Origin of the sequence: Bradyrhizobium sp. JYMT SZCCT0180, assembly GCF_018130165.1 — a bacterium.
In the GTDB taxonomy this organism is placed as follows: Bacteria; Pseudomonadota; Alphaproteobacteria; order Rhizobiales; family Xanthobacteraceae; genus Bradyrhizobium.
On sequence record NZ_JAFCLZ010000019.1, the window covers coordinates 42915 to 66439 of the forward strand.

General features: G+C 62.6%; 23 protein-coding genes. 15 read left to right on the forward strand and 8 right to left on the reverse strand.

All coding sequences use genetic code 11. From position 1 onward, the window contains the following. The first annotated feature begins 110 nt into the window (after nucleotides 1-110). Complete coding sequence (locus JQ641_RS26135) at nucleotides 111-1220, forward strand: HlyD family secretion protein (RefSeq protein WP_211998754.1); 1110 nt, start codon at nucleotides 111-113, stop codon at nucleotides 1218-1220. A gap of 116 nt (nucleotides 1221-1336) precedes the next feature. Here JQ641_RS26135 and JQ641_RS26140 read toward each other — a convergent pair whose 3' ends face one another. The 3 genes from JQ641_RS26140 to carA form a co-directional block, all read right to left on the reverse strand. After that, nucleotides 1337-1864, reverse strand: coding sequence for a hypothetical protein (locus JQ641_RS26140; protein ID WP_211998755.1), 528 nt, complete (start codon nucleotides 1862-1864; stop codon nucleotides 1337-1339). 148 nt (nucleotides 1865-2012) lie between these two features. Further along, entirely contained in the window at nucleotides 2013-2510 is a 498-nt protein-coding gene (locus JQ641_RS26145) for a PaaI family thioesterase (protein ID WP_211998756.1), read from the reverse strand. A gap of 172 nt (nucleotides 2511-2682) precedes the next feature. Further along, a complete protein-coding gene (gene carA / locus JQ641_RS26150) occupies nucleotides 2683-3873 on the reverse strand; it encodes a glutamine-hydrolyzing carbamoyl-phosphate synthase small subunit (protein WP_211998757.1) in 1191 nt (396 codons plus the stop codon). Nucleotides 3874-4095: 222 nt separating this feature from the next. Between carA and JQ641_RS26155 the strand changes: the two genes are divergently transcribed. From JQ641_RS26155 to JQ641_RS26180, 6 genes are all read left to right on the forward strand, one after another. Beyond that, nucleotides 4096-4797 carry an alpha/beta fold hydrolase gene (locus tag JQ641_RS26155; RefSeq protein WP_211998758.1) on the forward strand — a complete coding sequence of 234 codons (702 nt, stop codon included), beginning with the start codon at nucleotides 4096-4098 and terminating at the stop codon, nucleotides 4795-4797. Nucleotides 4798-4917: 120 nt separating this feature from the next. Then, entirely contained in the window at nucleotides 4918-5373 is a 456-nt protein-coding gene (locus JQ641_RS26160) for a GatB/YqeY domain-containing protein (RefSeq protein WP_211998759.1), read from the forward strand. Nucleotides 5374-5542: 169 nt separating this feature from the next. After that, on the forward strand, nucleotides 5543-7153 hold the full coding sequence (locus tag JQ641_RS26165; protein ID WP_211998760.1) for an acyl-CoA synthetase: 1611 nt from the start codon (nucleotides 5543-5545) through the stop codon (nucleotides 7151-7153). A gap of 32 nt (nucleotides 7154-7185) precedes the next feature. Beyond that, nucleotides 7186-7656, forward strand: a complete 471-nt coding sequence (locus JQ641_RS26170; protein WP_211998761.1) for a MarR family winged helix-turn-helix transcriptional regulator — start codon at nucleotides 7186-7188, stop codon at nucleotides 7654-7656. A gap of 95 nt (nucleotides 7657-7751) precedes the next feature. Beyond that, nucleotides 7752-8105: a nuclear transport factor 2 family protein gene (locus JQ641_RS26175; protein WP_211998878.1), complete on the forward strand. Its 354-nt coding sequence runs from the start codon at nucleotides 7752-7754 to the stop codon at nucleotides 8103-8105. A gap of 19 nt (nucleotides 8106-8124) precedes the next feature. Next, nucleotides 8125-8562 (forward strand): hypothetical protein, encoded by a 438-nt coding sequence (locus JQ641_RS26180; protein ID WP_211998762.1) that lies wholly within the window; start codon nucleotides 8125-8127, stop codon nucleotides 8560-8562. 4 nt (nucleotides 8563-8566) lie between these two features. On the opposite strand, the gene JQ641_RS26185 is transcribed toward JQ641_RS26180, so the two are convergent. The 3 genes from JQ641_RS26185 to JQ641_RS26195 all read right to left on the reverse strand — a co-directional run bounded on the left by JQ641_RS26185 (nucleotide 8567) and on the right by JQ641_RS26195 (nucleotide 12017). Continuing rightward, complete coding sequence (locus tag JQ641_RS26185) at nucleotides 8567-10792, reverse strand: ATP-binding protein (RefSeq protein WP_211998763.1); 2226 nt, start codon at nucleotides 10790-10792, stop codon at nucleotides 8567-8569. Between the two features lie 358 nt (nucleotides 10793-11150). Next, nucleotides 11151-11663: an SRPBCC family protein gene (locus JQ641_RS26190; RefSeq protein ID WP_211998764.1), complete on the reverse strand. Its 513-nt coding sequence runs from the start codon at nucleotides 11661-11663 to the stop codon at nucleotides 11151-11153. Nucleotides 11664-11702: 39 nt separating this feature from the next. After that, the gene (locus JQ641_RS26195) at nucleotides 11703-12017 is read right to left on the reverse strand and encodes an ArsR/SmtB family transcription factor (protein ID WP_211998879.1); all 315 of its coding nucleotides are present in this window, start codon (nucleotides 12015-12017) and stop codon (nucleotides 11703-11705) included. Nucleotides 12018-12376: 359 nt separating this feature from the next. On the opposite strand from JQ641_RS26195, the gene JQ641_RS26200 reads away from it, so the two are divergent. From JQ641_RS26200 to JQ641_RS26210, 3 genes are all read left to right on the forward strand, one after another. After that, complete coding sequence (locus JQ641_RS26200) at nucleotides 12377-12994, forward strand: LysE family translocator (protein WP_211998765.1); 618 nt, start codon at nucleotides 12377-12379, stop codon at nucleotides 12992-12994. Between the two features lie 66 nt (nucleotides 12995-13060). Continuing rightward, entirely contained in the window at nucleotides 13061-14035 is a 975-nt protein-coding gene (locus JQ641_RS26205) for a DUF3592 domain-containing protein (RefSeq protein WP_211998766.1), read from the forward strand. A 125-nt stretch (nucleotides 14036-14160) separates the two neighbouring features. Continuing rightward, on the forward strand, nucleotides 14161-14916 hold the full coding sequence (locus JQ641_RS26210; RefSeq protein WP_211998767.1) for a tetratricopeptide repeat protein: 756 nt from the start codon (nucleotides 14161-14163) through the stop codon (nucleotides 14914-14916). A 98-nt stretch (nucleotides 14917-15014) separates the two neighbouring features. On the opposite strand, the gene JQ641_RS26215 is transcribed toward JQ641_RS26210, so the two are convergent. Further along, a complete protein-coding gene (locus tag JQ641_RS26215; protein ID WP_211998768.1) occupies nucleotides 15015-15818 on the reverse strand; it encodes an N-formylglutamate amidohydrolase in 804 nt (267 codons plus the stop codon). A gap of 99 nt (nucleotides 15819-15917) precedes the next feature. On the opposite strand from JQ641_RS26215, the gene JQ641_RS26220 reads away from it, so the two are divergent. The 3 genes from JQ641_RS26220 (at nucleotide 15918) to JQ641_RS26230 (ending at nucleotide 18142) form a co-directional block, all read left to right on the forward strand. Further along, nucleotides 15918-16817 carry a transglutaminase family protein gene (locus JQ641_RS26220; RefSeq protein ID WP_211998769.1) on the forward strand — a complete coding sequence of 300 codons (900 nt, stop codon included), beginning with the start codon at nucleotides 15918-15920 and terminating at the stop codon, nucleotides 16815-16817. A gap of 2 nt (nucleotides 16818-16819) precedes the next feature. Continuing rightward, on the forward strand, nucleotides 16820-17632 hold the full coding sequence (locus tag JQ641_RS26225; RefSeq protein WP_211998770.1) for a transglutaminase-like domain-containing protein: 813 nt from the start codon (nucleotides 16820-16822) through the stop codon (nucleotides 17630-17632). A 111-nt stretch (nucleotides 17633-17743) separates the two neighbouring features. Beyond that, the gene (locus tag JQ641_RS26230) at nucleotides 17744-18142 is read left to right on the forward strand and encodes a gamma-glutamylcyclotransferase family protein (RefSeq protein WP_211998771.1); all 399 of its coding nucleotides are present in this window, start codon (nucleotides 17744-17746) and stop codon (nucleotides 18140-18142) included. Nucleotides 18143-18252: 110 nt separating this feature from the next. Here the strand turns inward: JQ641_RS26230 and JQ641_RS26235 are convergent, their stop codons facing one another. Next, nucleotides 18253-18819: a chlorite dismutase family protein gene (locus tag JQ641_RS26235; protein ID WP_211998772.1), complete on the reverse strand. Its 567-nt coding sequence runs from the start codon at nucleotides 18817-18819 to the stop codon at nucleotides 18253-18255. Nucleotides 18820-19003: 184 nt separating this feature from the next. Between JQ641_RS26235 and dnaG the strand changes: the two genes are divergently transcribed. Further along, on the forward strand, nucleotides 19004-21037 hold the full coding sequence (gene dnaG, locus JQ641_RS26240; RefSeq protein ID WP_211998773.1) for a DNA primase: 2034 nt from the start codon (nucleotides 19004-19006) through the stop codon (nucleotides 21035-21037). Between the two features lie 254 nt (nucleotides 21038-21291). After that, a complete protein-coding gene (gene rpoD / locus JQ641_RS26245; protein WP_211998774.1) occupies nucleotides 21292-23421 on the forward strand; it encodes an RNA polymerase sigma factor RpoD in 2130 nt (709 codons plus the stop codon). Nucleotides 23422-23525: the final 104 nt, after the last annotated feature.

Here is a 23525-nt window from a genome sequence, read left to right on the forward strand (position 1 = left end):
GGATCGAAACATCGTGCTGGAAAAACAGGAGCAATGAAGCTAACGGTGCAAACGTATCTTCAGCTACCTCCGGGAGAAAAGTTAGCACAAACCAATAATGAGGGCCAGCCATGGTCATTATTTTGTGCCTCTACCTAGTCGCGCTGTGGGCCGTGTTCTCGAAGTTCAAACTGGTGCGGTGGGGCTGGTTGTCCGGCACGGTCTCAATCGCTGTTGGAATATTTCTTCTCGCCGCATTTCTCGCGCTTTTTAATTATCTCACGCCATCGGGGCGCGTGACGGTCACCGGCCGCGTGGTGGAAGTGACACCGAATGTGACCGGGCAAATCGTTGCAATCCCGGTCAAGCCGAACGTGCCGGTCAAAGCCAACGATGTGCTGTTTCAAATCGACCCGGCGCCATTTCAATACAAGGTCGCGCAGTTGCAGGCCTCGCTCGCTGCTGCAAAGCAGCAAACCGAGATACTGAAAGCGAATTACGAGCAGGCGACGGCGAATGTCAGCGGGCTCACCACGCAGGTCGCCTACAACAAGAAGCGGCTCGACGATATCCAGACACTTGCCGCTGACGATGCCAGCACGCAATTCCAAGCGCAGGACAAGCAGGTTCAGTACGAAACCGTGTCGGCGCAGCTCGACGTCGCCAAAGCGGCCCAGCAGAGCGCCAAGCTGGCGATGGATTCGGAGATCGGTGGCGTCAACACCTCAGTCGCGCAGCTACAGGCGCAACTCGATAACGCCAACTGGGAATTGTCGCAGACGACCATTCGTGCCCCGGCCGACGGCTATGTCACCGTCGTCGCATTGACCGTTGGCGATCGGGCGCTGCAGGCGCGCTCGGCGATGTCGTTCATCGTCGAGAAGGAGATCACGCTGGTTGGAATGTTTTCGCAGAACGGCTTTCAGACCATCAAGGAGGGCGCAGCTGTCGATATCGTTTTCGACAACGTCCCGGGACGCATCTATCACGCGAAGATTACCGCCATTCCGAGGGGCATCGGCCAGGGGCAGATCGCCGTGTCGGGAACGCTGGCGCGCACCAATACGTTCGGCGGGGCGACGGTGTTTCCGGCGGAGATATCGATCCCTGACGGAATGGACCGTGACTCACTTCGTCTCGGAATGTCCGGCAGCGCAACTGCATTTTCAGAAAAGGCGGGTGTGATCGGCCTTCTTGCGTCGATCCTGGTGTGGATCAGTTCCTATACGGCGTATCTCTAGCTGCGCCGATCTGCGTCTTCACGACCGGCGGCGCGCACCGTCTATGCATTTTGTGCCAGATAATCGTGCCCCAGACGACACAGGACAAATCGTCGCAATCCCGTCGAACCGCAGTATCACCCGCGCTTCCATAGTTTTACTAGCGGACCATTCGCCCCCATCACCGGATCGGCCTTCGGCAGTTTCACGTTCGGAATCGTCTTCAACGCCTTGGCGTGGTTCTCCGGCGTCGCGCGCGTGATTTCGGCCGGCGGGCCGGGCGGATAGGCGCCGACGACGGAGAAGTCAGCGCTCGACGACAGGCATTGATGCCCGGTGCCCGCGGGCAGGATCGCGACGTCACCGGCGGCGATCGCGAGGTCCGTGCCATTGTCGCCGCCGAACCGCACGATGGCGTTGCCGCGGGCGACCCCGAGCACTTCGTGCACGGTGGCGTGGTAGTGCAGATAATCATAGACGCCGTTGCGCCACATCGCGCCCCAGCCATTGGCGCCGAACAGGCCCTCGATGGTCTTTTCGGGATGGTCGTTGTCGACGTCGATCGCGCGCTTGTAGACCAGGAACGGCATCTTGCTGTTCGGCACCAGGCCGTCATCGACGAAGTCGAAGGTGAGCGGCTGAAGGTCTTCGCTGACGACGGACATGGTCGTGCTCCGGAATCGCGGGGAATCGTAGGGTGGGCAAAGGCGCGCCCTTCGCGCCATGCCCACCAATGCTACCACAAGCACGATGGTGGGCACGCTTCGCTTTGCCCACCCTACGACATCTACGATGTCAACGGATGTGCGCCCCTCACGTTCCCTTCGGGATTTCAAACACCAGGCAGGTCGTGGTGGCGTGGGCGAGCAGGCGGCCCTTGGAATCGGTGATGCGCGCTTCCGCGGTGGCGGCGCGGCGGCCGACGCTGAGCGTGCGGCCTTCCGACTTCACAGGGCCGGTATCCTTGGTCATGCCCTTGATGAAGGAGATCTTGAATTCCAGCGTGGTGTAGCCGGTGCCGGCCGGCAGCGTAGTGTGGACGGCGAGGCCCATCGCGGAATCCAGCAGGATCGCGGCGTAGCCGCCATGCACCGAGCCGATCGGGTTGTAGTGCCGGAAGCCCGGCACGCTGTGAAAGGTCACGACGCCGTTCTCGGCGGTGGAATCGAACGGCTCGACATTCTCCATGATCGGCGGCGCCGGCAATCTGCCCTCGAAAATCGCGCGGACAAATTCGAGACCCGTCATCGACGCCATCACGCTGGTCGGCGTCACGCCGTATTCGACCTTGGGGGCGGGGGCGGTGTCCATGGGGCGGTTCCTGTTTAATATTACCGACATCATACTAAGACTTTAGACGGCAATCCAGTGACAGATTGTCATATGCGGACGACAGATTGTCATGCCCGGACTTGATCCGGGCATCCATCAATCTTCAAAGTGGATGGATTGCCGGGTCAAGCCCGGCAATGACGGTGGCGGCTTACGCCTTCTTGTTCGCCCGCATCAGATCCGCGAACCGCTTGAACAGGTAATGCGAATCCCGCGGTCCCGGTGAGGCTTCCGGGTGGTACTGCACCGAGAACACCGGCTTGCCGTCGAGCTGGATGCCGCAATTGGAGCCGTCGAACAGCGAGATATGGGTCTGCGTGGCACCCTTCGGCAGCGTCTTTTCGTCCACCGCAAAGCCGTGGTTCATGGACGTGATTTCCACCTTGCCGGTGGTCTCGTCCTTGACCGGATGATTGGCGCCGTGATGGCCCTGATGCATCTTCTTGGTCCTGGCGCCGACGGCGAGGCCCAGCATCTGATGGCCGAGACAGATGCCGAAGGTCGGCGTGCCCGAATCGATCACCTGCTTGATCACAGGCACCGCGTACTTGCCGGTCGCGGCGGGATCGCCGGGGCCGTTAGAGAGAAACACGCCGTCCGGCTTCATCGCCAGAATGTCTTCGGCTGATGTGGTCGCCGGCACCACGGTGATCTTGCAGCCCTCGCCGGCGAGCAGCCGCAGGATGTTGCGCTTGATGCCGTAGTCGATCGCGACCACGTTGAATTTGGGCGCGGTCTGGCGGCCAAAGCCCTTTTCCCAGCCCCACGGCGTCTCGTCCCAGGTGAAGCGCTGAGCCGAGGTCACCATCGGCACCAGGTCCATGCCTTCGAGGCCGGGCCATTCGCGCGCTTCTTCCTTGAGTCCGTGCAGGTCGAACTTGCCGTCCTTGGCGTGCGCGATCACGGCATTCGGCATGCCCTTGGAGCGGATCAGCGCGGTCAGCGCACGGGTGTCAATGCCGGAAAGGCCGATGATGCCGCGCGCCTTCAGCCATCCGTCGAGATGTTTTGCCGAGCGGTAGTTCGAGGGATCGGTGATGGCGGAGCGCAGGATCACGCCGCGCGCACCCGGCGTCGCCGCCATGTTCACCGTCTCGATATCCTCGTCGTTGGTGCCGACGTTGCCGATATGCGGGAAGGTGAAGGTGATGAGCTGCCCGGCATAGGAGGGATCGGTGAGGACCTCCTCATAACCGGTCATCGCGGTGTTGAAGCAGACTTCGCCAACGGCCTGGCCTTCCGCGCCGAGGCCAAAGCCTTCCAGCACGGTGCCATCGGCGAGCACGAGGAGCGCGGTCGGTTTGAGGTCCGGCCAGGCTGACGAGTTTTCAGGGATTGTCATGAGCGCATTACATAGTCGGCGTACCCCGCCGCGTGAACCCCCAAAAACGCGGATTCACACGCGTTTCACTGCATATTTGACAGGCCGTGCCACCAGCCTAATCTGGAGTTCCCATTTCATAGCGTTTTCGAGCGAAGTGGACGCCGGTTCGCGTCAAGAAAACGCGTCAAAACAAGAAGCTAGGGCCGCTTTTCACCCCAAAGCGCCCCATCAGGAGTCCGCATGGACAATACGATGCCGATCCTGCTCGTTCCGGGTCTCGCGTGCTCGCCGCGGCTGTTTGGGCCCGTGGTGCCGGCCCTGTGGCAGTTGGGGCCGGTGACGGTCGCCAACCACAAGCGCGACGACAATATGGGCGCGATCGCACGGCGGATCCTGGCCGAGGCGCCGCCGCGCTTTGCGCTCGCCGGGCATTCCATGGGCGGCTACATCGCCTTCGAGATCATGCGGCAGGCGCCCGAGCGGGTGGCGAAGCTGGCGCTGATCAGCACCCAGGCGCGGCCCGACACCGGCGAAGCGACGACCCGCCGCCAGGGCATGATCGCCCGCGCAAAAGGTGGCGAATACCGCGCCGTGCTCGACGAGCTGTTTCCCGGCTTCGTGCACCCGTCGCGGCAGGGCGATGCCGCGTTGCGCCAGCTTGTCCATGACATGGGCGACGATATCGGGCCGGAGGCGTTCGTCCGCCAGCAGACCGCCGTGATCGGCCGGCCGGATTCGCGCCCCACGCTGGCGTGGATCAGATGTCCGACGCTGGTGCTGACCGGCGACCAGGACAACACCATCCCGAACTCGCTCTCGATGGAGATGGCGAGCGGCATTCCCGGGGCCAAACTGGTGGTGCTGGCCAATTGCGGTCACCTGCCACAGGTGGAAGCGCCGCAGGAGACCGCCGACGCGCTGACGGAATGGCTGCGGAACTAGATTCTTGTTTTGACGCGTTTTCTTGACGCGAACCGGTCTCGACTTCGCTCGAAAACGCTATGGTTGTTCTGCCGGCGCGAAGCGCTTAGATCAGGGCTCTGAAAGCCAAAGGATACGAACATGCTGCGCGACGACATCAACAATGCGGTCAAGGACGCGATGCGGGCCAAGGACGAGCGCAAGCTGTCCACGCTGCGCATGGTCAATTCGACCATCAAGAACGCCGACATCGCCGCACGCGGGGAGGGCAAGCCGCCGCTCAGCGATGCCGACCTGCTCGGCGTGTTCCAGAAGATGATCAAGCAGCGCCAGGAATCCGTCGAACTCTACGACAAGGGCGGCCGCGCCGAACTCGCCGCCCAGGAGCGCGAGGAGATCGCGGTGATATCAGCTTATTTGCCGAAGCAGATGTCGGATGACGACGTCAAGGCGGCGATATCGGCCGCGGTCACTGAAACCGGCGCCGCCGGCATGAAGGACATGGGCAAGGTGATCGCGGTGCTGAAGGCAAAATACGCCGGACAGATGGATTTTGGTAAAGCCAGCGGATTGGTGAAGGCGGCGCTCGCGGGGTGAGGGAATCTCTCATTGGCTGTCGTCCCGGCGAAGGCCGGGACCCATAGCCACCGGCGGTAATTGTTCTAGCGCGCTGGTCGTTGCCTTCCTTTTCCAACAACGCCGGCCGCGGAGTATGGGTCCCGGCGTTCGCCGGGACGACGCAACTTCCAGGGACACGACCAAGGCCATGCTCACCGAAGCCGCCACCTATGACGAGCTCTACAAAAACTTCCGCTGGGATATCCCGGCGCGGTTCAACATTGCGACCGCGTGCTGCGACCGTCATGCCGATGGCTCCGGCCGCCTTGCGCTGATCTATATCGACGAGGACGGCACCGCGACGAAAACCTCGTTCGACGAGGTCGCTGACATGTCGCGCCGCTTCGCCAATGTGCTTGATGCCGATGGCCTTGTGCGCGGCGACCGCGTCGCGGTGTTCCTGTCGCAATCGCTGGAATTGCCGATCGCCCATCTGGCGGCGTTTCGCTCCGGCCTGATCTCGATTCCCCTGTTCGCGCTGTTCGGCGAGGACGCGCTGGAGTTTCGGCTCTCCAATTCTGAGGCCAAGGCTGTCATCACCGACGAGGCCGGCTGGGACAAGCTCGCAAAGATCCGCGACCGCCTGCCGGAGCTGAAGACCATCTATGTGATCGGCGACCGCGCGCCCGCGGGCACCAGGCCGTTCTGGTCTTCGTTGAAAGCCGCATCGCCGGACTTTGCGACCGTCGACACCTCGGCCGACGATCCCGGCCTGATCATCTACACGTCAGGCACCACGGGAAATCCCAAGGGCGCGCTGCACGCGCATCGCGTCGTGCTCGGCCATCTGCCCAATGTCGAGATGTGCCACGACTTCATTCCAAAACCCGGCGACCTGATGTGGACGCCGGCGGACTGGGCCTGGATCGGCGGCCTGATCAATGGCCTGTTCGCGTTCTGGTATCACGGCGTGCCGCTGGTCGGGCACCGCGCACGCAAATTCGAGCCGCAGGCCGCGATGCAAATTATGGCCGAGCACGGCATCCGCAACGTGTTCCTGCCGCCGACGGCGCTGAAACTGATGCGGCAGGCCGGCGTGAAGAACGCGGGCGTAAATCTTCGCAGCATCTTCACCGGCGGCGAGTCGCTGGGCGGCGAATTGCTCGACTGGGTGCGCGCGACCTTCGGCGTCGATGCCCATGAAGTGTTCGGCCAGACCGAATGCAATCTCGTGATCGGCAGCAATTCAAAACTGTTTCCGATCCGGCCGGGTTCGATGGGCCGGGCGACGCCGGGTTTTGACGTGCGCATCGTCAACGACCAGGGCGAGGAGCAGCCGCGTGGCACCCGCGGCGTCATCGGCGTTCGCCAGCCTTGTCCGTGCACCATGATCGAATACTGGCGCAATCCGGAAGCGACCGCGAAGAAGTATGCCGGCGAGTTCTTGCTGACCGGCGATCTCGGCGTGCAGGATGAGGACGGTTACTTCTGGTATGTCAGCCGTGAGGACGACGTCATCACCACGGCCGGCTATCGCGTCGGGCCGTCGGAGATCGAGCACACCTTGATGAAGCACCCGGCGGTGGCGATGTCGGCGGTGGTCGGTATTCCCGATCCGATCCGTACCGAATCGATCAAGGCCTGGATCGTGCTGCGTCCGGGCTTTGCGCCCAGCGACGCGCTGGCGCGCGAGATTCAGGAATTCGTCAAGGTACAACTCGCCGCCCACGAATATCCGCGCTTCGTGCAGTTCGCGGAAAGCCTCCCCATGACCGCGACCGGCAAGGTGCTGCGACGCGAATTGCGGGCGCTGGGGTAAATCTGTTCGGTCAATTCTTTGCGGTTAGGAAAATGCAAAAAACTGTGCCTCACGCCGCGGGCTTGCACCGCGCCTCGCTTAGGAAGCTCCATGATTTGGATGCGGCGCTGGAGCTGATGTATTACGGCTGGCGCGGCATGACGCTTTCCGCCGATCAGTATCTTGCGACCCTTGGCCTTTCACGCCCGCACCACCGCATTCTCTACGTGGTTGCCAGGCAGCCCGGCGTCTCGATCGGCTCGCTGATCGAAATTCTCGGCATCTCCAAACAAGCCTTGAACCGGCCGCTCAACCTTCTGCTGGAGCGCAAGCTGCTGACATCGAGGCGGTCGCCCGAGCAGCATCGCTCCAAATTGCTGCGGCTGACGGAAGCAGGAAAACGCTGTGAACAACGGGCATCGGACCATGAGCGCAAGGTCGTGAGCGAGGCGTTCGATCGTGTCGGCCCGCGTGGCGCTGCCGCGTGGATGGCCGTCATGGGGGCCATCGCCGACAACAATTGATTTTTAAGGTCAACATAGTTGACTTGAAGATCGCGCCGTGACAACTTTCTCTGCAGTGATGCTGGGGGAGGTGCGGGAGCTTGAGCAAACAGACGATGGACCGGGCCGCCGCCGGACGCTTTGTCGAGGCGTGGTGCGCAAGCTGGTGCAAGGTTGATATCGACGCTGTCGTGTCGCACTTTGCCGAGAACGCGGAGATGCGCTCCCCCTTGGCGATCAAACTGACGGATTCCCCTGTGGTCGCGGGCGCCGAAAACATTCGCGCCTACTGGCGCAAGGCTTACGGACACATCGAGAGCGCGGACCTTAAAATCCTGAGCTGGAGCTGGGACGACACGATCGCGCGCCTGACGGTCTGGTGGCAGCTCGGCGACACGCGCGCCAGCGAATTCATGGACTTCGACGCTGCGGGCCGTGTGGTGCGCAGCGAGGCCTTCTACGGAAAATAGCCATGTACGGAAAGTAACGATGCGATTCTCGGATTTCGTTCTGCTCCTCAACACACTCTGGTTCGGCGGCGCCTTCATCCAGTTCAGCATCGCCCAGAGCAATACGCTGAAAATACTGGTGCCGCGCGAGGAGCGCGGAAATCCGATCGCGCCGACCTTGTCGGCCAGCGTGGCGTTCCTGGGCGGGATCAATCTGCCGATCGGCCTGCTGTCGCTGTATCTCCTGGCCCGGCCGCCCTTCTTTGGGGCCACTGACGCGCAGCTTGCGTTGTTCCTGTTCTTTGCCGCGTGTCACTTCAGTCAGTTCGCCTATAACCTTCCGGTCCTGATGCGCGGGGGACGCGTTGGGGCGGCATACTGGCCCGTGTTGAAGGGCCCGATGCTCCGGATCTTTGCCATCGACGCGATACTGTTCGTGGCAAATCTTGTCGTGGTCTTCTTGCTGCTTTCGTTCTGACCGCTCAACTCCCCTTCAGCACCAACCTCAGCATCAGCGCCAGGTCGTTCCGCCGGTACGGCTTGTTCAGAATTTTCGCTTCACTGTCGAGGCCGTCGACCGGCTGGACCGGATGCTCGGTGTAGCCGGAAGTGAAAAGCACCTTGAGTTCGGGCCGCAGCCGCGATGCTTCCCTGGCAAGCTCCGGTCCGAACATGCCGCCGGGCATCACGACATCCGTAAACAGCAGATCGATCTCGTTGCGCTGGCGCAATACCTCCAGCGCCTCGCGCCCGTTGCGCGTCGCGATCACGCGATAGCCAAGCTCCTTCAGCTCCTTTTCGACATAGGCACGCACCAGATCATTGTCCTCGACAACGAGAATGGTCTCGGTACCGGCATGCGCGGCGAGCTGGTCAGCGGGCGGCGCGGCGGCTCTGCGCGGCGCATCGATGCGGGGGAAGAAAAGCCTGACGGCGGTGCCTCGTCCCGGCTCGGAGCGAATTTGCATCGCGCCGCCGGATTGTTTTGCGAACCCATAGACCATGCTGAGGCCGAGGCCGGTGCCTTTGCCCACTTCCTTGGTGGTAAAGAACGGCTCGAAGGCGCGGCTGGCCACTTCGGCAATCATGCCGCTACCGGTATCGGCCACGGCCACCTCGACGTAATCGCCGGGCCGGGCCTCGCCATTGACGTCGAGGTCGGATTCATCGAGCGCGATATTGCGGACCTCGACCGTCAGCTTGCCGCCCTGCGGCATCGCATCGCGCGCATTGAGCACCAGATTGAGCAGCGCGGACGCCAATTGACCGGGATCGACGCTGGCGCGCCACAAGTCCCGATCGAGCAGGAATTCGCATTCGATATGTTCGCCCAGGGTTCGCCGCAGCAATTGTTCCATGCCGAGAATTTTCTGGCCGATGTCGATGTCTTGCGGCGTCAAGGGCTGCTTGCGGGCGAAGGCGAGCAGGCTCCTTGTGAGGTCCGAGCCGCGCTCGGCGGCGGTGGCGATGCTGTCGGCGATGGTGTGCAGTTCCCGGTTCGCGGCCAGCTTCTCGGCGAGGTATTCCGCGTTGCCCAGGATGACGGTCAGAAGATTGTTGAAATCGTGCGCGACGCCGCCGGTGAGCTGACCCATCGCCTCCATCTTCTGGGATTGGCTGAGCTTCTGATTGAGCTCCTCGATGGCGGCGCGCTGCCGCTCGAGCGACTCGGCGGTGCCGTTGAGCAGCGTCATCAGCCCGCCCAGTTCGCCGCCTGGATGCGGCTCGGGAATCCGCGCGCTCAGATCGCCAAGTCCGAGCCTCCGCGCCATCCCGGCGAGCCGTCCGACCTGGCGGCCGACGCCCAAAGTCGCCAGCAGCCAAACGCCAGCGAGCAGCAGCAGGGAGGCCACCGTAAGCATCGCCAGATCCTCGTAGACGCGGCGGTTGGCGGCGGCAACCAGGCCGTCCTTGGGCAGCCCCACCATGATATAGAGGCCGGCGTCCCGGATCGATGGCGAGCGGGCGACCGCCCATACATGCGTCCGGCCCTCGGCGTCCTTCACCTCGTGGAACGGCCCCCGGTCAGCTGCGGCCGCGAACCGGAACAGCTCCGAGTTTGCGATCGATGCACCGGCGGGCTCGGTCCATCCCTTGCCTTGCGGGGCAACCAGCACGGTGCCTTTCCTGTCAACCAGCAGCACGTCCTTGCCGTTCAGCAGGCGCGTGTCGTACTCGGCGAATTTGCGCAGGTTGAACGACGCCAGCAGGATGAATTTCAGCTCGCCGGATTCCGAGCGGGTGGGGTACGCGATCTGCAGCACGGAGGTCCCGGTCAGCCGGCCGAACACCGGCTCCAGCGTGACGGTACCGTGCGCCGTCAGGGCCTGCTTGAAATAGGCGCGGTCCCGCAAGTCGAGGGTGCGGTTGGTCCGCAGCGAGTCGCAGAACAGGGCGCCGTCAGGCGTGATGGTCAGGATGCCGGTGAACTGCGGGTATTCCTCGCGCACCGCGGAGAGGAAGGCCGAACACGCCACCTTGTCTGACGTGTCGAGGTCGCGGGCGCGGGCCAGGCCATAGTGAAGCTGCGCCGTGCCCTGAATTTTCTCGTCCAGATCCTTGGAAATATCGTCGGCCGTTGCCGACAAATTGGCGAGCGCCGCGTTGATTTCGCTGGTGCGATTTTGAGCGAAGCGCAGTCCTACGAGGATAGCCGGCACCAGCATGGCCGCGATAACGAGTATCAGTAGCCGGGTGCGCAAGCTCATCGGTCGGTAATTTTCGCGCTCGAATCAGACAGTTTCATTTTTAACTAATAATGTGCGGCAATCGTGTGCCGCTGCGTCCGCCGCGGGATGGCAAATGCCCCTTGCGACAAACCGGGCCGGCAGTTTTCAAATAGCTTTGGAATCCTCGAAGCGACCCTACAGACTCTGTTCGGCTATCGCAATCAGGCGGGTGATGGGGGGCGTGTTGCGGTCGCTTGCGTCAAATCCACCGTCGTCCCGGCGAACGCCGGGACCCATAACCCCAGGCCGCATTTGTTTTGCGCGCTAGTGGTTATCCGCTTTCTTTTCCGGTAACGGCGGCCGCGGAGTATGGGTCCCGGCGTTCGCCGGGACGACATCAAGGCGTCCCAATCCCCATCGCCTTCAGCGCGTCCAGCATGCGCTGCGGCGGCGCCATCTTGATCGCGAGCGGCTGACCCGTCTCCAGCACGCTCTTGAGGCTGGAGAGGATCGCCGGCCAGCCCTGGCGGCCGCCGGAGAGGATATCGTCGCTGATGATGCGGTCGTGCGATTGCAGCATCGTCAGCTTCACAGCTTCGCCCGCTTGTTCGATCTCGTACGTCACCAGCGTCGGCCCAAGCTTTTCGATCAGCACCGGCCAGTTGACGTTGAAGGTGACGGTCAGCCGCCTCGGTGGATGGCATTCGATCACCTCGCCGCTGATATGCAGCGCGCCATCAGGCGTACGCACGATGTAGGCGCCGCCGACCTTCAGATCGACTTCGACGGCATGGCCGAAGAAATATTTTCTGCTGAACTCCGCCGTCGTCAGCGCCTGCCATATCTTCTCGGGTGTCGAGGCGATGTAGATCGTATAGACGATCGCGGGTTTGAATTTGTCGATGTTCATGACACGCCCTCGATGCCGAGGCGGGCGACGAATTCCGGCTTACTCATCACGCTTCTCCAATTGCCGTTTCAATTCGCTGAGCGCGGTGAGCTTGCCGCGCTCGAATTTCTTGATCCAGCGTTCGCCGATCTGATGGATCGGAACTGGGTTCAGATAGTGCAGCTTCTCGCGGCCATGCCGGAGCGTGGTGACGAGGTTGGCCGTTTCGAGGATTCCAAGGTGTTTTGTTACGGCCTGCCGCGTCATGGCGAGGCCGTCGCACAGTTCGCCCAAGGTTTGTCCGTTCCTGGCATGAAGCCTGTCCAGCAACGCGCGTCGCGAGGCGTCGGCAAGCGCTCGGAAGACTTCATCCATGGTGGGGATAATAGGCAACCAAATGGTTGCATGTCAATAGTGTGGTTTTGAGGCGTTCGCGGCGATGGAGGGAAGGTGAAGAAGCGCTCTTGCCTCGTCGTCCCGGCGAAGGCCGGGACCCATAACCACCGGCGGCAATTGCCTTGCACACTGGTCGTTATCGTCCATTTCCAACTACGCCAGCCGCGGCGTATGGGTCCCGGCCTTCGCCGGGACGACGAAATATGTCTATGCCGTCGTGATCCCTCTTTCCTCCACCCCCTTCTCGCAAACGGTGGAGCGGGAGATAGAGCGCCGCTTCCATCTCCAGTCCTCACGTGCATTAATGCCGTAAGCTCCCTCCCACCCCGAGTTCCCTCATGTCCCTCCAGGTCTATCTCGCTTTCGTCGCTGCCTGCATTGCGCTGGCGTTGCTGCCGGGTCCGGTGGTCACGCTCATCATCGCCAACGGCCTGCGCCACGGCACCCGCGCGGCGCTGATCAATGTCGCCGGCGCCCAGGTCGGCCTTGCCATCGTGATCGGCATCGTCGCGGTCGGCCTGACCTCGCTGATGGCGACGATGGGCTACTGGTTCGACTGGGTGCGTTTCGCCGGTGCGGCCTATCTGATCTGGCTCGGCATCAAGCTGGTTCGTGAGCCGGTGGAGGGCATCAAATCAGACGAACCGCCACCGCCGCCGCGCGGCGGCTTCTTCCTGCAGGGCTTTCTGGTGCTGCTCTCGAACCCCAAGGTGCTGGTGTTCTTCGGCGCCTTCATCCCGCAGTTCATGGACATGCAGCAGGACCACTTCCCGCAAGTGGCGCTGCTCGGCGCGACGTTCATGGTGACTGCCGCCATGACCGACGCGGTCTATGCGCTGCTCGCCGGCCGGGCCCGGCTGTTCTTCTCGGCGGAGCGCACACGGCTGGTGTCGCGGATCTCAGGCGGCTTCATGATCGGCGGAGGCATCTGGCTGGCGCTGACCCGGGCGAAATAGCTCGCTTGAACCGCGGGCGGCGATGGCGCGTCTAATGCAACGCGCCGTCGTCTGAGGAAAATCTCCGTGCCCGATCTGCCCTGGTTCGTCTTTGCGATCCTGCTCGCGCCGCTCGGGCTGCTGCTGGGCGCCGCCGTTTACAAGACGCTGCAGGTGCGCGCCGCCCGCGAATGGCCGTCGGCGGCCGGCAAGATCGTGGCCTCGCATGCCCAGGTGCGCGAGGTCAGGGTGATCGACAGCAACCGGGAAGGCGGCTATCGCACCGAGCAGCGCAACTTCGCCAACATCATCTACGAATATTCCGTGGCCGGGAAGGCGCTGCGCAACAACCGCGTCAGCATCGGCGAGGACCTCGGCAATTTCGAGGTCGCCGAGACCATCGCCAGATATCCGGTCGGCGCCGACGTAACAGTCTATTACAATCCGCTGCATCCAAAGGAAGCGGTGCTGGAACGCGACCTGCCCAAGGGGCTGTGGGGCTGCCTTGGCATCGGCACCGCGATCACGCTCGTGATCGTGTTCGGCTCGGCGCTCGGGCTCAACAAGCTGAGCGAACTCGTCTCGACAAAACTGGCCCATCCAACCGCGTCGCCATTGGTCATTGCCTTCGGCGCGTTCGGCAGCGTGATCGCGCTGTTCGCGCTCGCGATGCACCGGCAGGCACAGCTCGCCGGGAAATGGCCGGTCGTATCCGGCATCATCAAGCTGTCCGGTCTCGAGCAGTACCGCGCCGCGCCAACCGACAACGGGCCGCGCGGGCAAATCATGTATCAGCGCAAGGTGCTCTACACGTACATTTACAACAACCAGTCCTACACCGGCACGCACGCAACCCTTTCCAGCAATGTCGCGTCGAGCTCGGACTGGCTGACGCGAAAACTCACGCCGCCTTATCAGGACGGCGCCCGGGTCAAGGTCTGGGTCAACCCCGCCAATCCATCCGAAGCGACACTGGAGCCGCGAGCATTGTTCGTGTGGTTCCTGTGGCTGCTGGTGCTCGCCTTTGCGGGGCTGACTTATTACGTCGCCCTCCACGGTTAGGTTTCCTGAAGAACCCTCAAGGTCGCCCCCCTCTCTCTCTCTCTCTCTCTCTCTCTCTCTCTCTCTCTCTCTCTCTCGGGATCTGTGAGCGCAATCACAGTGAGCGCACCTGGCCGGTCGTACTCTTGCCGCTCATCACGAGAGAAAATCCGGTGCGACCTTTGCAGATCCCGAACCGCCGATTGCTGACAGCTCTGCTGATCCTTTTCAGCGCAACGACCTGCATGGCGGCTGATGTCGGAAAAGATTGCCAGTCCGGCCGGATCGATTCATGCACGCAAATCCTTCAGTCAAATCCCGCAGACTTCAATGCGCTCGCCAACAGAGGCATCGGGCTCAGAGTTAGCGGTGAGTATGACCGCGCCATCGCCGATCTCGACGCTGCGCTCCGCATCGATCCCGATATTGCCGGGCTTTATCTGGAGCGGGGCCTGGCTTACGACGCCAAAGGTGAACATCAGCTTGCGATACGCGATTTCGACGAAGCCATAGGGCGCGACCCCGATCTGGTGCAGGCGCATTTCGGCAGGGCAATGGCCCATCAAGCCGTCGGTCAACGCGAACTTTCGACCGTCGATATCGACAGCGCCATGCGCCTCGATCGAATTCTGGTGGCCGCGCTGTATATGCAGCGAGGCAATCAGTTGAGAGCTATCGGGCATCACGGCGAAGCCATTGCGGCCTTCGATCGCACGATAGATATCAATGCCGGCTGGCCTTTGGCATGGTTCGGCCGTGCCGCATCGTTCGAGGGGATAGGCAACTCCAAACGGGCCGCGGCGGATTATCGAAAGTGCATCGAACTGCCGGCGAAAACCGACATCGAGCGTCAGCGGCAGCAAGAAGCCCGCGAGCGGTTGGACAAAATGGGCGCGCCATAGGTCGGCTTCGATAGGCTTGCACAACCCCAAGCGCGAGCTTCGCTCGTCTCGACCCCGCAAGGGGAGAGGGAACGCAGCGTTGGGTGCGAAGAGAAAATCTAGATCACCTGCCGCGACCGAAAAATCGTCTCGATCTCACCAAGAATGCGCGCCAGCCGGGCGGCCCACGCCTTCTCGCCGGCCTGATCCGAAATCAGGTCCTGACGGATTTCGATTCCCGTGTTCATCAGGCCGCGCGCCTCGGCGTGAACGGGGATGGTGTAGTCGGTCTGGTCGCTGACCGCATAGGGCTCGTTGTCGCCGACGACGAGATCAGGCTCCGCGCGCAGCAATTGCAGCAGCAGCGGCGGCAATAGCTTGTCGCGCTGATAGAGCGTGCCGATGTGCCAGGGACGCGCGATGCCGGCATAAACAGGTGTGAAGCTGTGCAGCGAAACCAGTATCGTCGGCATCTTCCGCTCCCGGCGCGCGTCGATGATCTCGCCGATACGGCGGTGATAGGGATCGAAGATCTGCGTTCGGCGCAATTCCGCGGCTTCTCGCGCGATGCCTTCATTGCCGGGGATCGTCGTGGTTTCGCTGATGAGCGGGATCGAGCTTGCGACATCAGGCGGGCGGTTGCAGTCGATCACCAGCCGCGAATAGCGCTGCACGATCAGATGCGCGCCGAGATGTTTCGATAGCATTTCGGCGACGCCGGCGATGCCGATGTCCCACGCGATGTGCCGCACGAGTTCGCTCTCCGGCAATCCGAGATCGCCGAGCGCTTGCGGAATCAGCCGCCCGTAATGGTCACACGTGAGCAGAAACGGCGAGCGTCCCTCGGCATTATATTCCCGGACCGGGGGAACATCCTGAGATCCCAAGAGTAATGATGTGTCGCCGACGTGGTTCAAAACCATTTTTCCTTACGTATTGCCTATCGAAGCGGCATGTCGGCCTACAAATGAGCAGGTTTTTGTATAGATTAGCCGGCCCAGAATCACGATGATTGTTTGACGATGCCGTTACTCACGATTCATCACAAGACCGTATATCGCTACACGCACCCGGTGGCGTTCGGCGAACATCGCATCATGCTGCGTCCGCGCGACGGACATGATCTGCGCGTGCTGTCCGGCAGCCTCGAGATCGAGCCGCAGCCGATGCAGCTGCGCTGGATCCATGACGTGTTCGGCAACAGCGTCGCGATCGCGACCTTCGACGAGCGCGCGCAGACGCTGTCGTTCACTTCAATGGCTACGATCGAGCACAACCCGGCGGAAGAATTCGCGCTGACCGCGGATGACCCGGCCTACTTCTATCCATTCCTGTACGACGACGAAGAGTTTCCCGACCTGGTGCAGTTCATCACGCCGCAATATGGCGATCCCAACGGGGAGCTGTCGTTCTGGGCGCGGGGATTTCTCGAAGCCGACGGGCCGACGCGGACCTACAACATTCTCAGCGGCATGACCCATGGCATCCGCGAAGCTTTCACCTATCGCAAGCGTCACGAGCAGGGCACACAGCATCCTCTCGATACGCTGCAGACGAAGTCGGGCACCTGCCGCGACTATGCGCTGTTCATGATCGAGGCGCTGCGGCGGCTCGGCATCGCCGCGCGATTCGTGTCCGGCTATCTCTTCATTCCCGGCGACAGTGCGCATGGTTATGTCGGCGGCGGCTCGACGCATGCATGGGTGCAGGTCTATCTGCCGAGCGAGGGCTGGATCGAGTTTGATCCGACCAATGGCATCATCGGCACCCGCGACCTCATTCGTGTGGCGGTAGCGCGCGATCCGCGCCAGGCAATCCCGCTGCACGGCGCCTACCTCGGCTCGGCGGACGCCTTTGTCGGCATGGAGGTCAATATCAACGTCGTCTCCGTCATCGACGAAGCGCAGGCGGAAAAGGTCTGATTATGGAGATCAAGGTCGGCTTCGAGATTGCCTATGCGGCCGTGCAGCCGACGCCGATGGTGATCATGCTCTCGATCCATCCGTCGCGCTTCTCCGACATCGTCGGCACCGAGCGCATCGTCGCCGAGCCTGACGTGCCGATCGGTTTTTATCGCGACATCTTCGGCAATGTCTGCGGCCGGCTGGTGGCGCCCGCCGGCGGCGTGACCTTGCGCGGCAGCGCGCTGGTGCGCGATTCCGGCCTGCCTGACATTGTGATGCCGACCGCGCAGCAACTCCCGATCGACCAGTTGCCGGACGAGGTGCTGCAATATCTGATGCCGAGCCGCTATTGCGAGACCGACAAGCTCACCGACATCGCCTGGTCGCTGTTCGGCAACACACCCGAGGGCTGGGCGCGGGTGCAGGCGATCGTCGAATTCGTCCATAACCACGTGACGTTCGGCTACCAGCACGCGCATCACATGAAGTCGGCGCACGACGTCTACGAGCAGGGCGCCGGCGTCTGCCGCGATTTTGCGCATCTGGCGCTGACGTTCTGCCGCTGCATGAACATCCCGGCGCGCTATTGCACGGGTTACATGGGCGATATCGGCATCCCCAGGGATCCCGCGCCGATGGATTTCTCCGGCTGGTTTCAGGTCTACCTCTCCGGCCAGTGGTACACGTTCGACGCCCGGCACAATCACCCGCGGATCGGCCGCATCCTGATGGGCACCGGCCGCGACGCCGCCGACGTCGCGCTGACCACGAGTTTTGGCCGGATGGACCTCGTGAAGTTCGTCGTCGTCAGCGACGAGGTGGTGGTGGCTTAAGACGCGCACTCTCCGCCGTCATTGCGAGGAGCGGAGCGACGAAGCAATCCATTCTTTCTTCGCGCGACTACATGGATTGCTTCGCTGCGCTCGCAATGACATGAAGGGCCCATGATTTCAGATCGTCTGTTCGTCTACGGCACCCTGATGCGCGGCTTCGACCATCCGATGGCGAAGCTGCTGTCGCGCAGCGCCGATTTCATCGGCGAGGCCACGTGCCGCGGCCGGCTCTATCTCATCAAGCACTATCCTGGACTGGTGCTGTCGGACGATCCTGCCGACACCGTGTCCGGCGAAGTGTATCGCCTGCGCGACCGCGATGCGCTGCTCGGCGAGTTCGACATGTACGAGGCCTGCGGCCCCGGCTTTCAGCCGCCGACCGAATATGTCAGGCAGATGCTGAACGTCACGCTCGCCGACGGCAGCGCTGATGAGGCGTGGACGTATGTCTATAACTGGCCCGTCGCCGGCCTGCCGCGGATTGTGTCGGGGAAGTTCTTGGAGCAGTAATTTTGCTCCGTCATGCCCGGGCTTGTCCCGGGCATCCACGTCTTGCTTTCGTGTTGACCGAAGACGTGGATGGCCGGGACAAGCCCGGCCATGACGACGATGGAGGACGGCTACCCCGCATCCAGCCGCTCCTGCTCCAGCCGCACATCGACCTCGCGCTCAACATACGTCCATTCTTCCGTGGCGCGCAGCGTCGCGACCAGTTCGTCGAACAGCGCTGAATTCGCAACGTCGTATTCGAACCAGGTCAGGAAATCGAAGGGCTCGCCGAGATCGCGGCAGTGATAGAGCTGGCGCGCGATGGCGGGCAGATACTTCAGGCTGGCCGCGATGTGCTGCGACTTGTCCTCGAAAATCTCGCGCCGCTCTTCCTGCGTCAGGTCCCACCACGCGGTGCTCTTCTTGATCGGGATCAGCGCCGCGCAGGTCGCTTCGGGGCGCCCGAGCCCGGCCTGCGCCGCCACCAGCTTTTCCTTCTCGGCGCGCTCGGTATAGCGCACATGGCTCGCGACCCCAGCGAGCCGCCAGGAGGTCTGCGAGGGCAGGATCGGCAGCGCGATCGAGGGGGAATGGACGATCGAGAGCGCCGGCGCCCGCAATAGCCCCGTGCCCTTGACCGCGGCCTGCGACACCACCTGCCAGGCCCCGCTTTGCCCGCCTCTGAAGGTCGTGAACATGGCCCTATGGAAGCGTGGAACCGGGCCGGGTTCAAGATGTCATCCGGGCCATCCGGGATGGCGGGGGCTGTGAATAGCGGCGAGAAGCCCAATACGTTTCGTATTTCCCGCCGCCCGCCCTGTATCCATGGCCGGTTGGCCAACTGCTAGAATCCGGCCCAGCGAATCAAGGCCCAAATCCCATATGCGCTTTACGCCCCAATTCCTCGAAGAACTGCGCGCCCGGCTTCCGGTCTCCGAAGTCGTGGGGCGGCGCGTCAAGCTGAAGAAGGCGGGACGGGAGTGGAAGGGGCTGTCGCCGTTCCAGCAGGAGAAGTCGCCGTCCTTCACGGTCAACGACCAGAAGGGTTTTTACCACGACTTCTCCTCCGGCAAGCATGGCGACATCATCTCGTTTTTGATGGAGACCGAGGGCGTCGGTTTTACCGAGGCCGTCGAACGCCTCGCCTCGATGGCCGGCATGGCGCTCCCTGCGGTAACGCCGGATGCGGCAAGGCACGAGCAGCGCCGCAAGACGCTGTACGACGTGATGGAGCTCGCCGCCAAATTCTTCGCCGACACGCTGGCTTCGCGGGGCGGCGCCAAGGCGCGCGGCTATCTTGCCGACCGCGCGATTTCGCCGGCGACGCAGCTGCAATTTCGCATCGGCTACGCGTCCGGCGACCGCTTTGCGCTGAAAGAATATCTGGGCGCACAGGGCATCCCGACCGAGGACATGGTCGAGGCCGGGCTGCTCAACGGCGGCGAAGATATCCCGGTGCCGTACGACAAATTCCGCGACCGCGTGATGTTTCCCATCACCGATGTCCGTAATCGCGTGATCGCCTTCGGCGGCCGGGCGCTGGAGAAGGACGTCCCCGCCAAATACATGAATTCGCCGGAAACCCCGCTGTTTCACAAGGGCGACAATCTCTACAACCTCGCCACCGCGCGGCAGGCCACGCATGACGGCGCCCCGCTGATCGTGGTCGAAGGCTATGTCGACGTCATCGCGATGGTGACCACCGGCTTCAAGGCCAGCGTCGCACCTCTCGGCACCGCGCTGACCGAAAACCAGCTGATGCTGCTGTGGAAGATGGTGGACGAGCCGATCCTTTGCTTTGACGGCGACAAGGCCGGCAAGAAAGCCGCGTGGCGCGCGGCTGATCTTGCGCTGCCGCATCTCAAGCCCGGAAAGAGTCTGCGCTTTGCGCTGCTGCCCGAGGGACAGGACCCTGACGATCTCGCGCGCTCCGGCGGCCGCGCCGCGATCGAGGAAGTCATTTCAGCGGCGCGTGGTCTCGCCGATATCGTGTGGTCGCGCGAGATCGAAGGCGGCACCTTTGCAACGCCGGAGCGCCGCGCGGCGCTGGAGGCGCGGATCGGCGAACTCTCGAACGGCATCCGCGACGAAGTGGTGCGGCGCTATTATCGCCAGGATCTCTCCGAGCGGCTGCGCAACACCTTTGCGCCCGAAGGCGGCCGCGGCGGCTACGGCCGCGGCAATTTTGGAGGCGGCAATTTCGGCGGCGGACGCGCGAGCGAATCAGGCCGCCGTTTTGCCTCCCGCAGCTTCACCCCGGGCCCGGCGGGCCGGGCGGCGCCCTATGGCGGGCGCGGGCAGGCGGGCTCCGCCAGCCAGACCATCAACCGCGGCCCCTACCAGGCCGCGAGCCCCCAGCTTGCCAACAGCCCGATCATGCGCGGCCAGCGCAGCGCGATGTCGCGCCGGGAAGCGCTGATTCTGCAGTCCCTGATCAACCACCCATGGCTGCTGCACGACCATCTGGAGGAGGTGGCGGCCCTGGAACTGGCCCATCCGGAGGCCAACAAGCTCCGCGCCGGTATTATTGCAGCCTTTGCCAGCGACCATCACCATTCGCCCGATGTCGAAGAACAGGCCGAGAAAATGCGCGCCGATCTCGAAGCGCGCGGATTTTCGCAAGTTCTTCAAAGGGTTGGCAGCGCGATTACGACCGGGGCGGTGTGGGGCGTGCAAATCGGCGCCGCCCGCGAGGATGTTCTTTCCACCTGGCAGCAACTCGTTGCCTTGCATCAGAAAACGCACGCCCTACTTAGGGAAAAGAAGGATGCCGAGCTGGCCCTGGGCGAGGAGTCCAGCGAGGCCAATCTGGCGTGGTTAAAGGACGTCAGCGTCCGTTTGGAGTCGCTGGACGGCACCGAGGCCCTGATTGAGGGTTTTGGCGAGCTTTCAGGCCGGTTCCGGCAAAGCGTCTGATTAAGCGTCAGATGAAAAAATGATGCGGACGGCTCGTGCCGGAGCCGTTAAAAGACTCGCCAAACCCATGGTTTGGCTGCAAAAACAGGGTTAAGCGAAGCTTAAGAGCCTTACGGCTAGTAGACATAACCGGCGAAACGGGGATTCGGGGTGGCGACAGTCTGCGCCGCCCTTTCCGCGTCGTGAGCAACTTTTGTTTTCTTTGCAGGTGCGGCGGCCGCATCCTGCATGAGCGCGTTTCGGGAGCTTGATGAATGGCCACCAAGGCAAAGACGCTGCAGGTTAAAGACAAGGAAAAAGACGACAAGGCAGCGGACGCCCCCGAGAAGGACTCGCCGGACGCCCCGTCGCCGTTGCTCGATCTGTCGGATGCCGCCGTCAAGAAGATGATCAAGCAGGCCAAGAAGCGCGGCTTCGTGACCTTCGATCAGCTCAACGAAGTTTTGCCTTCCGACACCACCTCGCCCGAACAGATCGAAGACATCATGTCGATGCTGTCGGACATGGGCATCAACGTGTCCGAAGCCGAAGAGTCCGACTCTGAGGACGAGAAGGAAGAGGCCGACGACGAGACCGACAACGAGCTTGTCGAGGTCACGCAGAAGGCCGTCACCGAGGTCAAGAAATCCGAGCCCGGCGAGCGCACCGACGATCCCGTCCGCATGTATCTGCGCGAGATGGGCACAGTCGAGCTGCTGTCGCGCGAGGGCGAAATCGCCATCGCAAAGCGCATCGAGGCCGGCCGCGAGGCGATGATCGCGGGCCTCTGCGAAAGCCCGCTGACCTTCCAGGCCATCATCATCTGGCGCGACGAGCTCAACGAAGGAAAGATCTTCCTTCGCGACATCATCGATCTCGAAGCCACCTATGCCGGCCCCGACGCCAAGAACAACATGAACCCGGCGATGCTGGCGGCGCCCGTCGGCCCCGACGGCCAGCCGGTCGCTTCTGCCAACGGCAATGGCGCGCCTTCGCATGTCGCGCCGCCGGCCGCCCCGCCGTCGGCGACGCCGTTCCGCGCAGCCCCTGCGTCCGCGCCCGGTGGCGACACCGAGGAAAAGGATCCGGCCGAGGCCGCCGCCGAAGGCGACATGGACGACGACGAGTTCGAAAACCAGATGTCGCTCGCCGCCATCGAGGCCGAGCTGAAGCCGAAGGTCGTCGAAACCTTCGACAAGATCGCTTCCGAGTACAAGAAGCTGCGCCGTCTGCAGGAGCAGGACATCGCCAACCAGCTGCAGAGCGAGACGCTGTCGCCCTCGCAGGAGCGCAAGTACAAGAAGCTGAAGGACGAAATCATCGTCGAGGTGAAGTCGCTGCGGCTCAACCAGGCCCGTATCGATTCACTGGTCGAGCAGCTCTACGACATCAACAAGCGCCTCGTCTCGTTCGAAGGCCGCCTGCTGCGCCTCGGCGACAGCCACGGCGTCGCGCGCGAAGACTTTTTGCGCAACTACCAGGGCTCGGAGCTCGATCCGCGCTGGCTCAACCGTGTCTCGAAACTTTCCGCCAAGGGCTGGAAGAATTTCGTCCATCACGAAAAGGACCGCATCAAGGACCTGCGCCACGAGATCCAGTCGCTGGCCGCATTGACCGGGCTCGAGATCGGCGAATTCCGCAAGATCGTGCACGGCGTGCAGAAGGGCGAGCGCGAAGCCCGCCAGGCCAAGAAGGAAATGGTCGAGGCGAATCTGCGTCTCGTGATCTCGATCGCCAAGAAATACACCAACCGCGGCCTGCAGTTCCTCGACCTGATCCAGGAAGGCAATATCGGCCTGATGAAGGCGGTCGATAAGTTCGAATACCGCCGCGGCTACAAGTTCTCGACCTACGCGACATGGTGGATCCGGCAGGCGATCACGCGCTCGATCGCCGACCAGGCGCGCACCATCCGCATTCCCGTGCACATGATCGAGACCATCAACAAGATCGTGCGCACGAGCCGCCAGATGCTGAACGAGATCGGCCGCGAACCGACCCCGGAAGAGCTCGCCGAAAAGCTCGGCATGCCCCTGGAGAAGGTGCGCAAAGTTCTCAAGATCGCCAAAGAGCCGCTCTCGCTCGAAACCCCTGTCGGTGACGAGGAAGATTCGCATCTCGGCGATTTCATCGAGGACAAGAACGCGATCCTGCCCATCGACGCCGCGATCCAGTCCAACCTGCGCGAAACCACCACCCGCGTGCTGGCCTCGCTGACGCCCCGCGAAGAGCGCGTGCTCCGCATGCGCTTCGGCATCGGCATGAACACCGACCACACGCTGGAAGAAGTCGGCCAGCAGTTCTCGGTTACCCGCGAACGTATCCGTCAGATCGAAGCCAAGGCGCTGCGCAAGCTGAAGCATCCGAGCCGGTCAAGGAAGCTGCGGAGCTTCCTCGATAACTGATCGGCACGCGGATGGCCCAACGGCATCTCACCATTGCAATGGCGGCCTTCGTGGCCGCCATTTTCGTATGTACCGCACTGGTGTCGGCAATCCGCACGCGCTTC

What these genes read in the sequence shown, in the direction of transcription:
- JQ641_RS26135 (WP_211998754.1), top strand. Translation starts at nt 111, where the DNA reads ATGGTCATTATTTTGTGCCTCTACCTAGTCGCGCTGTGGGCCGTGTTC.
- JQ641_RS26140 (WP_211998755.1), bottom strand. Translation starts at nt 1,864, where the DNA reads ATGTCCGTCGTCAGCGAAGACCTTCAGCCGCTCACCTTCGACTTCGTC.
- JQ641_RS26145 (WP_211998756.1), bottom strand. Translation starts at nt 2,510, where the DNA reads ATGGACACCGCCCCCGCCCCCAAGGTCGAATACGGCGTGACGCCGACC.
- carA (WP_211998757.1), bottom strand. Translation starts at nt 3,873, where the DNA reads ATGACAATCCCTGAAAACTCGTCAGCCTGGCCGGACCTCAAACCGACC.
- JQ641_RS26155 (WP_211998758.1), top strand. Translation starts at nt 4,096, where the DNA reads ATGGACAATACGATGCCGATCCTGCTCGTTCCGGGTCTCGCGTGCTCG.
- JQ641_RS26160 (WP_211998759.1), top strand. Translation starts at nt 4,918, where the DNA reads ATGCTGCGCGACGACATCAACAATGCGGTCAAGGACGCGATGCGGGCC.
- JQ641_RS26165 (WP_211998760.1), top strand. Translation starts at nt 5,543, where the DNA reads ATGCTCACCGAAGCCGCCACCTATGACGAGCTCTACAAAAACTTCCGC.
- JQ641_RS26170 (WP_211998761.1), top strand. Translation starts at nt 7,186, where the DNA reads ATGCAAAAAACTGTGCCTCACGCCGCGGGCTTGCACCGCGCCTCGCTT.
- JQ641_RS26175 (WP_211998878.1), top strand. Translation starts at nt 7,752, where the DNA reads ATGGACCGGGCCGCCGCCGGACGCTTTGTCGAGGCGTGGTGCGCAAGC.
- JQ641_RS26180 (WP_211998762.1), top strand. Translation starts at nt 8,125, where the DNA reads ATGCGATTCTCGGATTTCGTTCTGCTCCTCAACACACTCTGGTTCGGC.
- JQ641_RS26185 (WP_211998763.1), bottom strand. Translation starts at nt 10,792, where the DNA reads ATGAGCTTGCGCACCCGGCTACTGATACTCGTTATCGCGGCCATGCTG.
- JQ641_RS26190 (WP_211998764.1), bottom strand. Translation starts at nt 11,663, where the DNA reads ATGAACATCGACAAATTCAAACCCGCGATCGTCTATACGATCTACATC.
- JQ641_RS26195 (WP_211998879.1), bottom strand. Translation starts at nt 12,017, where the DNA reads ATGGATGAAGTCTTCCGAGCGCTTGCCGACGCCTCGCGACGCGCGTTG.
- JQ641_RS26200 (WP_211998765.1), top strand. Translation starts at nt 12,377, where the DNA reads ATGTCCCTCCAGGTCTATCTCGCTTTCGTCGCTGCCTGCATTGCGCTG.
- JQ641_RS26215 (WP_211998768.1), bottom strand. Translation starts at nt 15,818, where the DNA reads ATGGTTTTGAACCACGTCGGCGACACATCATTACTCTTGGGATCTCAG.
- JQ641_RS26220 (WP_211998769.1), top strand. Translation starts at nt 15,918, where the DNA reads ATGCCGTTACTCACGATTCATCACAAGACCGTATATCGCTACACGCAC.
- JQ641_RS26225 (WP_211998770.1), top strand. Translation starts at nt 16,820, where the DNA reads ATGGAGATCAAGGTCGGCTTCGAGATTGCCTATGCGGCCGTGCAGCCG.
- JQ641_RS26230 (WP_211998771.1), top strand. Translation starts at nt 17,744, where the DNA reads ATGATTTCAGATCGTCTGTTCGTCTACGGCACCCTGATGCGCGGCTTC.
- JQ641_RS26235 (WP_211998772.1), bottom strand. Translation starts at nt 18,819, where the DNA reads ATGTTCACGACCTTCAGAGGCGGGCAAAGCGGGGCCTGGCAGGTGGTG.
- dnaG (WP_211998773.1), top strand. Translation starts at nt 19,004, where the DNA reads ATGCGCTTTACGCCCCAATTCCTCGAAGAACTGCGCGCCCGGCTTCCG.
- rpoD (WP_211998774.1), top strand. Translation starts at nt 21,292, where the DNA reads ATGGCCACCAAGGCAAAGACGCTGCAGGTTAAAGACAAGGAAAAAGAC.